At 28.2% G+C, this 17,729-nt stretch carries 13 protein-coding genes and 1 pseudogene; 5 read left to right on the forward strand and 9 right to left on the reverse strand.

Going from position 1 to position 17,729, the window contains the following annotated elements; translation table 11 throughout:
- The 3 genes and pseudogenes from Q0733_RS03695 to Q0733_RS03705 all read right to left on the reverse strand — a co-directional run.
- Positions 1–1,380, reverse strand: a pseudogene (locus tag Q0733_RS03695) (hypothetical protein); the annotation flags it as partial.
- Between the two features lie 325 nt (positions 1,381–1,705).
- Entirely contained in the window at positions 1,706–4,129 is a 2,424-nt protein-coding gene (locus Q0733_RS03700) for a DUF11 domain-containing protein (RefSeq protein WP_298779113.1), read from the reverse strand.
- A gap of 100 nt (positions 4,130–4,229) precedes the next feature.
- Entirely contained in the window at positions 4,230–4,994 is a 765-nt protein-coding gene (locus Q0733_RS03705) for a TerB family tellurite resistance protein (protein ID WP_298779116.1), read from the reverse strand.
- Positions 4,995–5,154: 160 nt separating this feature from the next.
- On the opposite strand from Q0733_RS03705, the gene Q0733_RS03710 reads away from it, so the two are divergent.
- Positions 5,155–5,565: a BrxA/BrxB family bacilliredoxin gene (locus Q0733_RS03710; RefSeq protein WP_265726901.1), complete on the forward strand. Its 411-nt coding sequence runs from the start codon at positions 5,155–5,157 to the stop codon at positions 5,563–5,565.
- A 340-nt stretch (positions 5,566–5,905) separates the two neighbouring features.
- Positions 5,906–6,565: an HD domain-containing protein gene (locus Q0733_RS03715; protein WP_298779130.1), complete on the forward strand. Its 660-nt coding sequence runs from the start codon at positions 5,906–5,908 to the stop codon at positions 6,563–6,565.
- Positions 6,566–6,567: 2 nt separating this feature from the next.
- On the opposite strand, the gene Q0733_RS03720 is transcribed toward Q0733_RS03715, so the two are convergent.
- Positions 6,568–6,753, reverse strand: a complete 186-nt coding sequence (locus Q0733_RS03720; RefSeq protein ID WP_298779133.1) for a hypothetical protein — start codon at positions 6,751–6,753, stop codon at positions 6,568–6,570.
- A gap of 2 nt (positions 6,754–6,755) precedes the next feature.
- Positions 6,756–7,628, reverse strand: coding sequence for an AraC family transcriptional regulator (locus tag Q0733_RS03725; RefSeq protein WP_298779135.1), 873 nt, complete (start codon positions 7,626–7,628; stop codon positions 6,756–6,758).
- A gap of 195 nt (positions 7,629–7,823) precedes the next feature.
- On the opposite strand from Q0733_RS03725, the gene Q0733_RS03730 reads away from it, so the two are divergent.
- Together Q0733_RS03730 and Q0733_RS03735 are read left to right on the forward strand one after the other, a co-directional pair.
- Positions 7,824–8,405, forward strand: a complete 582-nt coding sequence (locus Q0733_RS03730; RefSeq protein ID WP_298779138.1) for a hypothetical protein — start codon at positions 7,824–7,826, stop codon at positions 8,403–8,405.
- 431 nt (positions 8,406–8,836) lie between these two features.
- A complete protein-coding gene (locus Q0733_RS03735; RefSeq protein WP_298779142.1) occupies positions 8,837–9,418 on the forward strand; it encodes a hypothetical protein in 582 nt (193 codons plus the stop codon).
- Between the two features lie 90 nt (positions 9,419–9,508).
- On the opposite strand, the gene Q0733_RS03740 is transcribed toward Q0733_RS03735, so the two are convergent.
- The 4 genes from Q0733_RS03740 to Q0733_RS03755 form a co-directional block, all read right to left on the reverse strand.
- Positions 9,509–10,291 (reverse strand): enoyl-CoA hydratase-related protein, encoded by a 783-nt coding sequence (locus Q0733_RS03740; protein WP_298779144.1) that lies wholly within the window; start codon positions 10,289–10,291, stop codon positions 9,509–9,511.
- A gap of 13 nt (positions 10,292–10,304) precedes the next feature.
- Entirely contained in the window at positions 10,305–11,714 is a 1,410-nt protein-coding gene (locus Q0733_RS03745; RefSeq protein ID WP_298779146.1) for an ATP-binding protein, read from the reverse strand.
- Between the two features lie 293 nt (positions 11,715–12,007).
- Complete coding sequence (locus Q0733_RS03750; protein ID WP_298779149.1) at positions 12,008–13,336, reverse strand: MATE family efflux transporter; 1,329 nt, start codon at positions 13,334–13,336, stop codon at positions 12,008–12,010.
- Positions 13,337–14,043: 707 nt separating this feature from the next.
- Positions 14,044–16,797, reverse strand: a complete 2,754-nt coding sequence (locus Q0733_RS03755; RefSeq protein ID WP_298779152.1) for a PD-(D/E)XK nuclease family protein — start codon at positions 16,795–16,797, stop codon at positions 14,044–14,046.
- A gap of 82 nt (positions 16,798–16,879) precedes the next feature.
- Between Q0733_RS03755 and Q0733_RS03760 the strand changes: the two genes are divergently transcribed.
- Positions 16,880–17,659, forward strand: coding sequence for an amidohydrolase (locus tag Q0733_RS03760; protein WP_298779155.1), 780 nt, complete (start codon positions 16,880–16,882; stop codon positions 17,657–17,659).
- Positions 17,660–17,729: the final 70 nt, after the last annotated feature.

Here is a 17,729-nt window from a genome sequence, read left to right on the forward strand (position 1 = left end):
ATCTCCGTCTGTAACAAAAACAATAGCTGTTTCTCCTACACTTAAAGCTTCTGAAATTTCTATTGTTCCGGTAAACGAACAAGTTGCAATATTTGCATCTAATGCATTTGTTGTATAGGTAGATGTGTACTCCGTAGCACCGTCTAAGGTACCCGATCCACCATTTGTATCTACAGAATCTATCAATCCATCGCCATTTGTATCTTCTGCTGCAGTAAATGTAAATTGGGCATTATCCGTAGCTGTTGTAGTATTGGTGGTTCCGTCTCCATTTACAACATCTCCATTGCCTAAATTTGTAGTTGGGCTTACTCCTGCTTCGTATGCATCTGTACATCCGTCACCATCAGAATCTAAATCTAAATGGTTAAGAATACCATCATTATCTGTGTCTATTCCATCACAAACTGACGAAACAAAAGGCGACAGAGGTTGCACAGCAAAATCTCTGAAAGAATTTGAAGTACCTAGGGTACCAAATTCAACTGTAGCATTATGAGGCGACCAAAAATTACCCATATTGGCTGCTGTACCTACCACATGAAGAGTTACGGTTTCGAAACTTTGATCTTGAATAGGCAAAGTTGTTCCGTCTAAAAACATGGCTATTCCCCCAGAAGCTCCGGGCGTAGCGCCCAGCCCTACAACAAATAATTCGCTTGTACTAGTTGCAGTAAAAGTTGCCGTAAAAGAATACCAAATTTGATACTCAGGCATTGTACTATTAGCCCAACTTATTGCTGGAGTGCTTATAACCTGAGAACCTAATTCAAGTTGAAAGACTACATCTCCTTTGTAGGTAGAGCCCGTTGCATTATATTGAGCGGTTTTATAAGCAATTTCCACATCATATGTTTGCCCAACGACCAACCCAGTTATCGTTTGTTCTACAGATTCTCCTGCCGCATTTTTTCCAGCACTAGACCACATCACATTTCTAGCCTCCGGTGCTACCACACAACCTTCATCCGTATCTAAAACACCATCATTATCGTCATCTATATCGTCTTCATTACAAACCCCATCTCCATCAAAATCATCTCCATAACCTTGACCTCCTACTACACCTGCACATGCAAACTCATTAAGGGTAGTTACTGTAGTATTATTTTTTAGTTTTAAAACATTATTACTCGAAACAATATTTTCCACTTCATTAACATTCACCTCTTTTGAAACATAAAAAGTATTTCTATAAAACTCTTCTTCTAAAGTCTCATAGGCTTCATCAGAAAATTCAGGATTTATTTCATTAAACTCTTGGGATAATGTTTCTTGAGAAAATAAAGAAAAAACAATACATAACAGCATTAGGTTTTTTACTATACTCTTAGGTGCTAATTCTATAAAATTTTTATATTTATGTAAAAATACTACCATTTATTAATGTAAAAATTTAAAATATGATTAGAAAATAATAAATCTTAATAAGATTTTAATGGAGGAAGGTAAAAAAAAAAATTATATTTATTATGTTTTTATACTTAAAAACAAATACGAAACTACCTATAAAAAATCTAAAGTACAAATTTATAGTCAGTTACACAAAAATTTGATAAAAATTAGTTATACTATTAAAGTTAAACAACAACTTACAATGTTAAACAAAGACACTTTTTTCTTACCACAAACAATTAATACTTTGTGAAAGCTGTTTAATATTAACCTTTTTTATATGTTATATCTTATTTTAGAAAAAAGAAGATCAATTAGAACTATTCGGGTTAGAATCTAAATCTATTTGTTCTGTTGTATATATTTCTGTTGTGTTTAATTTAAAGTTTATTGTACTAACAGTAGCTGCTATTTGTATTACAACTGTTTCTCCACTAGCTAAGGTTACACCACTTAAATCCCATATACCCGTACTTTCTGTATAAGTGGTATTATTTGGTATTGTTGAGTTATTAGAATCATAGGTTAAACCTGTTGGTAATAAATCTTTTACCTCAATACCCGTAGCAGATTGCGGGCCTTTGTTTTTAAGTGTTAGTGTAAAAATAACGGTGTCACCTACCTTAACAATAGGTTTGTCTACTGTTTTTAACAAACTTAAATCTATTTTTTTTGCTGTTATGGTTACACTTTCCACTAAATCGTCTGTAGAATAGTTGCTATCTACTTGATCTTGGGTATTTGATATGGTATTGATAAACGCGCCTTCTGTTGGTTTTTGAGGTACTTTTGCAACTACAGTCATTGTATGAACTTGACCTGAAAACATGTTTCCAATAACCCAATTTGGGTTAGACCAAGTACCATAACTTGGTGTAGCGCTTACTAAATTTAACTCACTCGGAAAAGCATCATTAATGACTAAATTTGTTACAGGATCTATGCCAGAACTTTCTACTTGTACGGTAAAAGTTACTGTATCTTCATCCGTAACTGTGTTAGTATCTGCCGTTTTGGTAAGTACAATATCTGGATCGCAATTATACAAATCTAATGTTCCTGATGAGTAAGAACAGGCTCCTTTGGTTACTAAAACATAATAAGTACCTAAAGCCACCGGTGTATGTACTTGATTGGTAGCACCTGCTATAGGACTACCATCTAAATACCATTGATAGGCATCAAAACCACCTGTACCTTCTTGCAAATCTCCAGAAGGAAAACAACCTCCACCAGTAATTTCTACTTCTACAACAGGTACGGTATCAAAACCAGAAAAATAACCTGCTAAACCTGCAGAGCCACCATCTCTCATAAAAATACCGACCGCAATATTACCTGTAGAATTAATATCTATTTCACCTATTAAGTTGGGTACATAAAATGTTTTCCAATCAGATGTACCATCAGGAAAAATCGGTGTAGGTAAAGCAACTTGTGTGGTTACGCCATTAACTGTCTGATTTACAATAATATTTTCATTTGGTGTTGAAGTGGAAGCAATAATAGTAGCGGCAGATGTAGCTGTTAGATTTGCTATTTCATCAACAGCAGAAATTTCATCCATAACACTTGGCAATAAACAATTTACAGGCGCAATAAAGTTCATACCCACTGTAAATCTTTTATTTATTTCACCTTGCAAGCACTGATAAGCATAAACATCTTTAGTGGTGGTAACAAACATACTTGCCCCTGCTACATTAGACGTATAATTGCTGCCATCAATAACCATATAATCTCCATCATTGATAATTCCTTGAGAAACACCTCCCGCAAAAACCTCTGTACCATCTGCTGTGGCAACTATAACTGGAAATTCTGAACCCATATCAGAAGAACTTCCATTAACTCCATTACCTCTCACAAAAACATATTCTCTACCCAAAGCTGCAACCCCAACAGGCTGATCTATACCTACATCTCTATTTTGAGAATTAGGTCTTGTACCAAAATTTAACCCCCCATTACTAATTACTATAGGTTTATTAGAGGTTATAGTAGTACCCAACCAACCATCTATACTGGCTGCTGTATTATTTTTAACCGCCTCTAAAACAAAGGTTTCTCCTTTCTCTAAATTAATGGTTTGTGTGTCTGCTGTTATACCTCCTGCATCGGCTCCTAATCGAAACTCACAAGCAGTATCATAACCATATACTTGCACCGTGGTTCCATCTTCTGTTGCCATCATACCTAAACTTGTAGAAATAAGTGAACCAATTGCTACATTGGGTATGCCTCCCCATCTAAAATTTACCCCTTTTGCTTTGTCTCCTTTAGAAGTTAAAGAGCCAGCTTGATATGGTGATCTACCTCGGTAATTAACATAAAATTTTTCGCCTCCTGGAGATACTATACGTAAACCAGCATTGGATAATACAATGCCCGTATTTGCATTTGTAACCAGAGTAATATTATTATCACCGTCTGTTAAACTATTAGTTGGATCTGTAACTACTGTAGAAGAATCAAAAATTACTGGATTTCCTTTTTCTAAACCAGTAAGTGTTACAATTGGGCTTGTACCAGATCCTCTATAAATTTCTATTGGAAAAGCGGTAGTTTCGGGTGTAGAAAAATATATTGCTTGTTCTTTTATTGCTTGATTATTAGATACTTGTTTTAAAGGTGGCAAATAATGCTCGTTACTTAACTGAGCATTTGTTTGAATAGTAAACAATACAATAATAAAAAATGAAAGAGAGGATAAAGTTTTATTAATACTTAGCATATTAAACAGATATATAATAACAAAAATACCATTTTTTATTAAAAAAAAAATATAGTTATTTAACTATATAATAAGGAATTTAAAATTTAATTAGTAAATTCTATAAACCTCTTTCGTTTTTTATTTTTTCGTAGGCAGCTTGTATACTTTGAAATTTTTCTTTCGCACCCTTTATGTGTTCGGTACCCAAATCTTGAACTTTATCTGGATGGTATTTTTTAGCCATTTTTCTGTAAGCTCTTTTTACTTGATCATCTGTTGCATTTTTGGTAATCTCTAAAATTTTATATGCATTTCCCGATGCATCATAAAACATAGCTTTTATAGATTCAAAATCGTTTTGATTGATGTATAAGTAACCAGATATTTTTCTAATTTGTTCAACTTCACTCTCTGAAACAAATTCATCTGCTTTAGCAATACCAAATAAAAAGTGTAGTAACTGTAAACGCGAAGCATGAGACATGTGTTCTCTAATTTGTATACAAACTTGACGGGCAGAAACTTCTTTTTTAATAACACCTTTAAATAATTTAAATGCATTATTTGCCCTTTGTTTACCATACATTGATAAAAACTGATTTCTCACAAAATCAAGTTCTCTTTTATCAACTTTACCATCAGATTTTATTACTATTGATGCCAAAACAAGCAAACTCATTTCAAAATCGCCAGATTGTGTATTTGCATGACGACCTTTACTGGCATCTTGTCTTTCTCTTTTGTAATCAATTTGTTCTTGATTAAATTCATCAACAGAAAAACCGTCTACAAAACTACCAATTGCAAAACCAATTGCTGCTCCAATTGGACCTCCAAATGTAAATCCTAAACCTGCTCCCAACCATTTTGTGAAATTTCCCATAAACTTAAAAAATATTTGCTCAAATATACTGAAACCATTGGTTTGATTAAAAATTTTATAATATCAATTTTATTGATATATCTATCAAAATAAGAATTTGTTTTACAGTTGAATTGCATAATTTTTATTTTTATCTTTGTATCTTAAATTAAATAAGATTATGTATCCAGAAGAATTAGTAAAACCAATGCGTGACGAATTAATTAACGCTGGTTTTGAAGCATTATATACAAGTGAAGATGTTGATAAAGCATTAGCAAAAGAAGGAACAACTTTAGTAATGGTAAACTCTGTTTGTGGTTGTGCTGCAGGTACTGCAAGACCAGGAGCAATTGCTTCTTTAGGTGCAGATAAGTTTCCTACAAATTTAACTACTGTTTTTGCAGGAGTTGAAAAAGAATCTACTCAAAAAGCAAGAGAATACATGATTCCTTTTCCTCCATCATCACCAGCAATTGCCTTATTTAAAGATGGTAATTTGGTACATATGTTAGAGCGTCATCATATTGAAGGTAGATCTGCTCAAATGATTGCACAAAATCTTGCTGCAGCTTATGATGAGCACTGTTAAAATGCTAATAAATAATATTTTAAGATTAAAATAATATAAAAACCATGCAAATTTGTATGGTTTTTATTTTTCCCATATACTCAATCTAAATAAAGTAATTTTAAAAAAATGCACTCTACTTACACAAAAAAAGAGCTTACTAAAAAATTAAAAAAACAAAACATCCTTTTAATCAGTCAAATAATAATTGTGATTTTAATGTGTGTTTTTTCAGTTTTTTCTACCCTTGAAAAAGGGGTTTCTTTTCAAACATTTTTACCATTATTTTTTACACCAATGATATTTGTAATGCTGTATGAAAAAAAGAAAATAAAAGAAAAATTAGCAACAAAAAAGTAAAATGAGTAAAGAAATAATCATAGAAAAAACCATTCAATTTGTAAAAAAAGAACTCAAAAATGCAGAAGGTGGTCATGATTGGTTTCATATAGAGCGTGTTTTTAAAAACACTATTTTAATTGCTAAAGAAGAAAAAGTAGATGCTTTTGTGGTTTCTTTAGCGGCATTATTACATGATATTGCAGATCCTAAATTTTATAATGGTGATGAAACTATTGGTCCAAAAATTGCAATGAAATTTTTAAAAAGCCATAACGTAGATGTAAAAACCAGTAAACATGTAATTAATATTATTAAACATATTTCTTTTAAAAATTCATTTGATAAAAAGGGTGAAAAATTTACTTCTAAAGAACTACAAGTTGTTCAAGATGCAGATAGATTAGATGCAATTGGCGCTATTGGTATTGCACGTTGTTTTAATTATGGCGGATTTAAAAACAGAGCTTTATACAATCCTGAAATACTACCAAATTTAAAAATGACAAAAGAACAATATAAAAATTCTGAAGCACCAACAATTAATCATTTTTATGAAAAATTACTCCTTTTAAAAGACAAAATGAATACTGAAACAGGTAAAAAAATTGCCCAAGAAAGACATCTATATATGGAAAATTTCTTAAAACAATTTTATGATGAGTGGAAGGGAATAAAATAAAATTAATTTTCTAAGGCTACTTCTAAAGCTGTTATTTTAGATTCTAAAACAGATAACGACTGTCCGTATTCAATAATTTCATCTACAGTTAAATCTTTACTACTATTTATAAAATCTTTAATTTGATTACTTTTAAAATTGTAATATTCTAACGCTTTTTCAATTTTACATTCTTGTACTACACCCATAATTATTGAATTAAATTTTTCATTTCATTTCTATACTTTGATGCACTCTTTCCAGTAAATTCTTTAAATAATTTATTAAAGTGAGAAAAATTATTAAAACCACACTCAAAACTAACATCAGCAATACTCATTGTGCTTTCTGCTAATAATTTTGTTGCGTGTACAACTCTGTATTCATTAACTAATTTTGTAAATGTTTTTCCTGTCGATTTTTTAAAATACCTACAAAACGCTGGTACTGTCATACTTACTAGTTCAGAAATTTCATCTAAACTAATATGTTCGTTAAAATTTTCATTTATATGTTTGTAAATAACTTCAATTTTATCGCTGTCTTGTGGTATGGTTTCAAAAGCAAAACCATTTGCATTTAATAAAGTATAATCTTTTGTTGTAGCTAAATCTCTTAAAATCTCTAAAAAAGAAATAATTCTGTTTGCTCCTTCAAGGTTTACTAAGTCTTCAATTTTTGGTCCAATACTTTGTTTAATTTCAATATTAAAACGAACACCTTGTTTTGCACGCTCAAATAATTGACTAATTTCTGTCATTTCAGGAATTGTAAAAAACTGTTCTCCTAAAAATTCTGGCTTAAACTGTATTAATGTTTCCTTACCATTGGTTGTCAATCGATCTAAATAACCAACATGCGGCAAATTAGATCCAATTAAAACTAATTGACTATTGTTAAAGTAACTAATATGGTTACCAATATGTCTTTTTCCTTTACCTTTATTTACATACACCAATTCTATTTCTGGGTGAAAATGCCAAAAAGGGGTAATTGTTTTTAAAAACTCAACATGCTGTTTTACCAATAAAGAGCTTCCAAAACTAGGCGTTATTTTTTCTAATGTAGGTTTTTTTGTTATCATAACTATTTTGCAAAAATACAACAGATTAAGATAGTAATCTGTATAGAATTACCACTAATATATGCTATTTTAACTTAACCTTAATTTAACACCCTATAAATTGATAATTTAGCATATAAATATGCCAATTCTGTTGTCTTTTAAACTGTATTACCATCTTACCTTTGCAGCATAAATCTAATAAATTTATAAATTATGAAAGCAATAAAAAGAAAAGTACTAGTAGTAGTTTTTATGTTGGGAACATTAATAAACTACGCAAACAATGAAACTGAATTTACGAACGTTAATGCTAAAAAAGTAAGAGTAGTATTTAATAACGTTAATAAAGGACATTTTTTATCAGTAAAAGATAAGAACGGATATATTCTTCATAAAGAAGAAGTTACTAAAACAGGAAAATTAACTAAAATATTTGATTTATCTTCTTTAATTGATGGTAGTTATGAAATTGAATTAAATAAAGATTTTGAAATAGTTATAAAGCCTTTTCAAGTAACAAAAAACAAAGTAATTTTTAATAAAGAACTAGAAAATGTAATTTTTAAACCAGTAATTAGAAATAAAGAAAATGTATTAATGATTTCTAAAATTACTTTTGATAATGAACCTATAAAAGTAGAATTATTTTATAATGATAACTCTATTTACACAGAAACTATACATAGCAATAAAATTGCTAATAGAACATACAAATTAGACAAAAAACTAAAAGGTGATTACAAAGTAGTTATAACTAATAATGGAAGAAGTTACTTTAACAATTTTAAAATATAAAACTTGTTTGTTTGACAATTCTAATTTTATGTTAGAATAAAACGAGCTTTTTATAAGCTCGTTTTTTTATGCTCTAAACTTTAAGAAAAATAACCTAAAAACTAATAATTAGATTTTTTTTACTAAAAAAAGCAATTATACATTCTTTAAAATCATCTGTAATAAAGTATCTAAATACTTCATTTTTAAGTATAAAAACCATTTACTATTTTCTTTAAATAATATTTTAAAGTTTACTATTAGTAAATTACAGGTATAATTTATTAATAGTAATATATGCAAAATTAACACAAATGTGAACTATTTTAACCTTAGTAGAAATTCATATTATTAACGCGGGTAATTTAGCATATAAATATGCCAATTCTGTTGTCTTTTAAACTGTATTACCATCTTACCTTTGCAGCATAAATCTAATAAATTTATACATTATGAAAGCAATAAAAAGAAAAGTATTAGTAGTAATTTTTATGTTGGGAACATTAATAAACTACGCAAACAATGAAACTGAATTTACAAACGTTAATGCTAAAAAAGTAAGAGTAGTATTTAACAACGTTAATAAAGGACAAACATTAACAATAAAAGATAAATTTGGTTTTGTTTTACATAAAGAAACAGTTACTAAAAAAGGTTATTTAACAAAAGTATTTGATTTATCTTCTTTAAATAATGGTACATACGAAATTGAATTACAAAAAGATTTTGAAATTGTAGTTAAACCTTTTACCGTAGTTAACAAAAATGTAATCTTTAATAAAGAATTAGAAAAAACAATTTTTAAACCTATTGTTAGAAACAATAAAAATGTTTTAATGATCTCTAGAGTTTCTTTTGACAAAGAGCCTATTAAAGTAGAATTATTTTATAATGATAATTCTATTTACACTGAAACTGTAAATAGCAAAAATATTACCAATAGAACTTACAAGTTAGACAAAAAATTAAAAGGTAATTACAAAGTAATTATATCTACTAACAATAGAAAGTTTTATAACAACTTTAAAATTTAAATATTAATTGGTTAAATTAAATATTTTTTTGGTTGAAAAACGAGCTGTAAAAGGCTCGTTTTTTATTACACTAAAATCAAATTTTATTTTTTATAAACCAGGAAAAATAGGTTTTCTTTTTTCTAAGAATGCAGTTGTTCCTTCATTAAAATCTTGAGTTCCAAAGCATTTTCCAAATGCCTCAATTTCAACATCAAACCCGTTCACACCATCTTCAAAATTAGCGTTAACAGCTCTAATTGCTGATGAAATTGCAACAGGTGAATTACGCATAATTTTAGCTGCTAACTTTTCGGCCAAAGGTAATAGTTCTTCTGGAGTAACAACATAATTTACCAAACCACAAGCCTTGGCTTCGTCAGCAGGAATCATTCCAGCAGTCATAATTAATTCCATAGCTTTTCCTTTGCCAACCAATTGAGGTAATCTTTGCGTACCTCCATAACCAGGAATTACACCTAAAGAAACTTCTGGCAAACCCATTTTTGCATTATTTGATGCAATTCTAAAATGACAAGCCATAGCCAACTCTAATCCGCCACCTAATGCAAAACCATTTACAGCTGCAATAACTGGAGTTGATAAATTTTCAATAAAATTAAACAACATTTCTTGTCCTTTTCTTGCTAAAAAACCACCTTCATCTACAGAAAAATGTGCAAATTCAGATATGTCTGCTCCTGCAACAAAAGCTTTATCACCGCTTCCTGTTAACAAAATTACTTTTACATCATTCGCATCTTGTAAGGTTTCAAAAGCTTCATTTAATTCCTCAATTGTGGCTTTGTTTAAAGCATTTAATTTTTTAGGCCTATTAATAGTTACTGTTGCTAAATTGTTGTTTTTTGAAACTAATATATTGTTAAACTTCATATTATAATATTTTTTAAGTTTTAGGTAAAATTACTGTAAAAACGGTTCCAATTCCTTCTGTAGATGTAAATGAAATGTTACCATCATAAGCTTCAATTATATTTTTTATCATTGGTAAACCTAACCCCATTCCACTAGATTTTGTGGTAAATTTAGGTTCAAAAATTAAATCTTTTACTTCTTCCGATATTCCTTTTCCGTTATCCGAAACTATAATTTTTACATTGTTTAATTGTGATATAACTTTTACTTCAATAATAGGATTTTCTTTCTTTTCTGATGCTTGTATAGCATTTTTAACCAAGTTAGTCACAATTCTAATTAATTGTGTTTTGTCTAAATTGGCATACAATTCTTCTTCTTCGGGTACGTATTTTATTGGATCTTCATTAAAAATATCCAAAGCCAATTTTACAACACTAATTATTTCTATTTTTTCTCTTTTTTGAGTTGGCATTTTTGCAAAATCAGAAAATGCAGATGCAATAGAACTCATAACATCTATTTGCTGAATTAAAGTTTTACTATAATCAGCTAATTTATCTTTAATATTTTCGTCTTCAGGATTAAATTTACGCTCAAAACTTTGCACTGTTAAACGCATTGGCGTTAAAGGGTTTTTAATTTCATGGGCAACTTGTTTTGCCATTTCTCGCCAAGCTTGTTCACGCTCACTTTTTGCTAATTTTACAGCACTTTCTTCCAATTGATCAATCATATTATTGTAAGCGCTTACCAAAACTTCAATTTCTGAGCTTGCGGCATTTAAAATAATTTTTTCATTACGTTCATTTAAACGTGTTTGCGTCATTTTATCAGAAATAGTTTTTATAGATCTAGTAATATAACTTGATAAAAAATAAGCCAAGGCAATTGCTATTAAAAACATTAAAATGTACACCAAACTAAGTCTGGCTATAAACTCTCTTAACTCTTTTTCTATTTCAGAATTGTCTTGTGTAAATTGTAATTCTAAAATACCAATTCTTTTAAATTTTGGGTCGTTTATATATGAATAAGATGATTGAAACCCAACTCCATCCTCTTCACTTGTTTTTAAAATTCTGTGATTAGAATTTTGAGACAATTCCTTAATTACTTTTTCTGGAATTGGCTTTTTGTTTAATTTTTCAAACGCATTTTCTGTAGAAGATTTTAATAATACCCCATTCAAATCATAAATTGCGATATTTAATTTATTAATGGAAGAAATTTCATTAATGCGTTCTTTAAAAATTTTTGCTAAATTTTCTGTTTTAACAGGATAAGTAGTTTTATTGGTTAATTCTAACTCGATAGTTTGAATTGTAGTTGCTTCTTTACGTTCAAAACGTTGAATATTGTAGTCTTTTGTTTGTTCATCATATTGATAAACTGTAACTCCCAAAATTAATATTGACGCTAATAATACCAATAAAATCATTGATAAAAAGATGCGTATTTTTAAAGATATGTTTTTAAAATTGAACAATTATTTTATTTTAATTGGTTTATTTTTAATTAAAAGTATGTTTTCCAATGCATTATTATTACATTAATCATAAATTAATTTTGCATTAAAATCTGATTTACAATTAGCAAAAAACATTCCGAAAATTTATAATTAAAAAAATATTTTATTTTCAAATTAATTAAAATATTAAAAACACCAAGATAAGTAAATATAAAATATGAAAAACAAATTCAATTATCGAGTTCCATTTTTAAAATTAATTACTACTTAACCAAAGGCAAAAACATTTTTCTAAACTTAAAAATTAATGGAAGCCCTCTTGCTAAAATCCAAAAAGTAAAAGCAATCCAAATAGCCACTAATTTATAATCTAACCAATCAAAAAAGAAGAGTGTTGGTAAAAAAACAAACAGTGTAGAAAGAATTAACAGGTTTCTTAAATACTTCATTTCTCCCATTCCTTTAAACATTCCGTCAAAAATAAAAGTAATTGCGTTTAAGGGTTGCGTTATTAAAACTATCCAAAAAATAGTATAAAACTCTTTTAAAACAAGTGCTTCTTTTGTAAAAATTTTACCAATTGATTCATAAAAAATAAAACCGATGACACCAATTATTGCTCCTGTAAAAACACCATAAATAAATAATTTTTTACTAAGTTCTATTAATGTTTTATAATCTTTTGCCCCTAACAATTTACCTGATAAAATATTACCCGCGCTAGAATAACCATCAACCATAAAAGCACCCAAAAGCCATATGTTTAAACTAATTGTATAAGCAGCTATATATTCTTTACCATAAGCTGTAGCATAAGAAGTTGCAAAATACAAAGCTACATTTAAGGCGATGGTTCTTATAAATAAATTACCAATCATACCTAATAACCTTGATATTTCAGGATGAAACTCAAATGATAATTTTAAGGAAATATCTGTTTTTTTCATCAATAAAACTGCTGCAATAATTGCCATTGTTATTTGCGCAATTATACTTGCATAAGCAGCACCTTCAATATTCATTGCTGGTATATAACCTTCAATTCCGTAGACAAAAATAATGTCTAATAAAATATTTAATAAAGCGCCAGTAATGGCAATAACCATAGGATAAAATGTGTTTTGCAAACCTCTAAAAATGCCAAAAACAGCAAATACAAAAAGTGCAAAAGGAAAACCGAAAATTCTAATTTTAAAATAGCTAATACAATATTCTAAAATATCATCAGAAGCATTATAAAACTCAAAAATTTGCTTCGAAAATGGATAAGAAATAAATAAAACAAATAAACTTCCTAAGACAATAATGGCAATTGCTTGTGCTGGTAAAGTTTTAATTTCATCCAACTTGTTGGCACCTAAATACTGAGAAATTATCGATGAAATTGCACTTCTAATTTGACCAAAAACCCAAATTAACATAGAAATAAATGCGCCAACAATACCAACAGCAGCTAAACTTTCTGTAGCATTTTCAGGAATATTACCAATAATTGCTGTATCTGTTATAGATAAAATTGGCTCAGCAATACCAGCAATTAAAGCAGGAATTGCTAATTTATTTATATTTTTAAAGCTAAGGCTGGTTTTCAAAAAAATAATTTTAAGACAAAGGTACATATCTTAAAAATTAGATATGAAATTAATCTTTGAAAAAATCAGTAACTTTATAGCAATAAATTTTAAGCTATGAAACATATTTTAGTTCCAATAGGATCCGCCCAAAACGCGCAAAGCGCCTTAAAATATCCAATAATTTTACTGATTAAATAAATACAGAAATCTTTATTTTAGAAGAATTTTTTTTTACAAATGTTCCTTTATTATTTTGAAAGTGGAAATAGCATTTATTTTTCAACAAAAATACATCTCGATTTAATTTCATTAACTATAATTAATAAAAAACTGATATGATAAAAAACAAGAGTAAGATATTAAATTTCATATCGATACTAACTTTATTAATTTTATTATGCCTTTTTTTATTGATAAGCAATGATAGCCCTTTAAGTTGGCAAATTTTTCCAGGTGATTCAGCATTATTTCTCCCATTATTTTTTTTAATTCCATTAATACTATCATTAATAAATAAGAAAAGTATATTCACCAAAATAATACTGATTGTTTCAATAATTTTACTAATTACAACGGGTTTAATAAGTCTATTTATAATTGGTTTAGCATCTGGCTGGCAAAATTAAAAATATAACCATCTCTTAATCAATAATATAGAAAGTAACGATTTAAGTAATAAAAAAAGAAAGCTACTAACCAATCACGCTCTGATAAAATAACATTTTCTAATATTTTAAACCCTCTGGCTCAATAAAAGAGGTTTCATGGCTATAAATTTCTTTGATATAAATTTTAATTTCATCAATAAATTCATCTAGTTTTTCTTGAGTAATATTGGAGTCTGGTGTTCTATAATTTGAGGAAAAATTAATTGATAAAAACCCTTTTTTCAAATTTTTAAATGAAAAAATTCCTGCTTTTAAGTTTTTAGAAAAATCGAACTTTTTATTCTCAGCATATAAAAAAGCATACAACAAAACTTGAATAGCTTTGTGCTGTTCTTTTTCTCTTAATTTTTGAAAATCGAGTACTTTTAAATCTGGGGTATCTACTTTACCTGTTTTGTAATCTATAATTCTAATTTCGCCATTTAATTCATCCACTCTATCAACTTGACCATGAATTTTTATAGGAAAATTTATACCTTCAATTTCTATTTCTGCAGATAAATTTTCTTCAGTAGCAATAATTTTTAATTGATTATTTTCATCACTCAACAACTTTTTTTCTTGTGATAAAAAATTGGCCACAAATCTATTAGCAACTTCAAATATTAATCGATTTTTTCCTGTGGATAAATCGCCATTTTTAAAATGAATTTTAAAATGTTTCTCAACTAAACCTTTTGCCTTTTTATCAAAATCTAGCACATCATTTAGGGTTAAAAATTTATTTACAAAAGGTGTGTATAATTCATCTAAAGTTTCATGAACAACAGTACCTAACGTATTAAAAGCAACGGTTTCTTCTACATCATCTAACTCTTTTAAACCCAAAATTTTCTGCTTGTAAAACGCAATTGGATTGTATAAATAATTAGTTAAAGCAGATGGCGAAATTCCTTTTTTGGCCAATATTTCTAATTTTTCTAAAACTGCATCTGTTTTTTTTATCTCTTTAAAAGTTGATTTTTCTGTAACCACTTTTGGCGAAATAATCTTCTGAACAATGTCTGTTCTCATCATTTCTAATTGCGTAACAAATCGGCTTTTTTCTCCACTTCCAAACACATCACTTTCTGTATTATAAAGAATAAAAACATTTTTTGCCCTTTGCATTAATCTAAAAAAGTGATATGAAAAAATAGCATCTTTTTCTCTATAAGTTGGCAAACCAAAAGATATTTTTACATCAAAAGGAATAAAAGTATTTTGTTGAGAATTTGCGGGTAAAATACCTTCGTTGGTTGATGTTAAAATAATGTTTTCAAAATCTAAAACACGTGTTTCTAACATTCCCATTAATTGTAATCCTTTTAAAGGCTCACCTTGAAAAGACATACTTTCTGATGTAATTAATTGTCTAAAAAACAACGCTAATGTTTTTAAATCTTTTACATAGTTAAAATTTACATCCAACGTTTTTAACTGGTTAAAAGCTGTAAAAAATCGAAATAAATATTCTTTTTCTAAAGCATTTACATCTTCTTTTAAAACATCAATAATATGTAAAACTCTATCTAAGAAATCTGTTACAGAAACATAACTGCTAAATAAAATTGTAAGTGTTTCTTGTATTTCAATTTTAGAATCTTTAAAATAATTTAAAATTGTACTTTTTGCTATAAATGATGTATTATTTTGAGCAATAACATTACAGAAATTATCAATTAATAACACATCTTCTTGCGTTAAAAATTTAAAGATACTGGGTTGCTTAAAAAAATTAATAATGTCTTTATAATAGAACTCGTTTTTTTGCTGTTTTTGCAATTTTTCTTGAGAAGTAAACAACTTAAAAAAGGAAAAAATAAAATTTGTTGTTGGAATATCTTTTAAAGGATAACCCATTGTAATATTAATTGCTTCAATTTTTTTAGGCAGAGAATTTAAGGTAATTGGCAACAAAGTTTCGTCAGCTAAAACCAAAGCTGTATTCTTAAAATTAGATAAATTTTCTAAAATTTCTCCTGCATATTTTATTTGAGAATTGTTTTTTGGCGCACCTATTACTTGTATATTTTTGGGTGATGAAAATGAATTACTCAACGTTTTGATTGCATGATTTTCGTAATATTTCCACTCCTTTTTATACTTTCTAATAAAATTACCTGCTTGATGATTTGATTTGAAAAAAGCGATATCTAAATCCCAATAAATTTCTGAATTTTGGGTTTCTAATACTTTTTGAAATAAAAACTCTTCTGCTTTATTTAAGGCATTAAAACCAATAAAAAAGAACTTTTTTGATGTGTTTTTTACAAGAAACTTATCGATTTTATTACAAGCTTCTCTGTACATTATACCTTGATAACCTGTGTTTTTTTCAATCAAAAATTGATAAAAAGCTTTATAGTAATCATTGAGTTTTTCAAGAAAAACATAATGGTCTTTTATCAATTCTGTTTCTTTAAATGTCCCTTTTACAGACCATTTTTTTAAACGTTGTATATCTCTTAAGTACACAAAAATGTCTTGTGTATTTATTAAATGTTGGTCAATTTCATTAAAATCTTGCAAAACTGTAAATGCCCAAGAAGAAAAAACGTCAAAAGAATCTGGTTCTTTTTCTAACTGACAATAAATTGTATAAAAATGAAATAATAACTGAATGGAATCTGTTTTTTCTAAACCAGAAATTTGTTGTACAAACTGTTCTATATTTACTATTTCAGGCAAAAAACCAACAGATATTTTATCTTTTAAGCTTTGTTTTACAAAGACTTTTGCTCTTTGTGAAGGCAATACAAAAACAACATCATTAAATGAAGTTGTGGTTTTTAAAATATCATCTAAAGTTTCTGAAATAAAAGATTGCATAGAATTTTGGTAGTCAATTTTGGATTTCTAAATTACAAAAACTTACTTTTATAGTTAGACAAATTATCTAATTTAATTTCTGATGCAAAATGAATTAAAAATTGTTGGTATTCAAGCTGATTTAGTTTGGGAAAATCCACAAAAAAACTTAGCTTTTTTTGAAGAGAAAATTAATCCGCTAATAAATGTAGATTTAATTGTTTTACCAGAAATGTTTACTTCTGGTTTTACTATGAATCCTGAAAATGTGGCTGAAAAAATGAATGGAAATACGGTTTCTTGGATGCAAAAAATAGCATCTAAAAAACAAGTTGCTATTTGTGGAAGTTTGGTAATTTCTGACAACGAAAACTTTTATAATCGGTTAGTTTTTGTACATCCATCAGGAAAAATTGAGTTTTATGATAAAAGGCATTCTTTTACTTTGGCTGGCGAAAATAAAGTATATACCTCTGGCAATAAAAAGCCAATTGTAAACTATAAAGGATGGAAAATCTGTCCGCTAATTTGTTATGATTTACGTTTTCCTGTTTGGGCTAGAAATAGCGAAAATTACGACGTTTTGCTTTTTATGGCAAATTGGCCAGTAACTAGAATAAAAGCTTGGGAAACGCTTTTAAAAGCGCGAGCAATTGAAAACATGTGTTTTGTTGTTGGTGTAAATAGAACTGGTTTAGATGCTAATAATTATCAATACTCTGGAAATTCTTTACTTATTGATTATTTAGGTGAAGAAATTACTAGTTTACAACAAAATGAAGTTGGCATTTTAGAGGCTACTTTTCATAAAGAAAAACAAGATGCTGTTAGAAATAAACTTGGTTTTTTAAATGATAGAGATTCTTTTACCCTTGATTTGTAATAAACATGAGATTTAAAATCCTTATAAGTTTTCTGACTTTTATGCAGATTTATGCTAATATAAAAAAAGA

This window comes from uncultured Polaribacter sp. (assembly GCF_947500975.1).
Classification (GTDB): domain Bacteria; phylum Bacteroidota; class Bacteroidia; order Flavobacteriales; family Flavobacteriaceae; genus Polaribacter.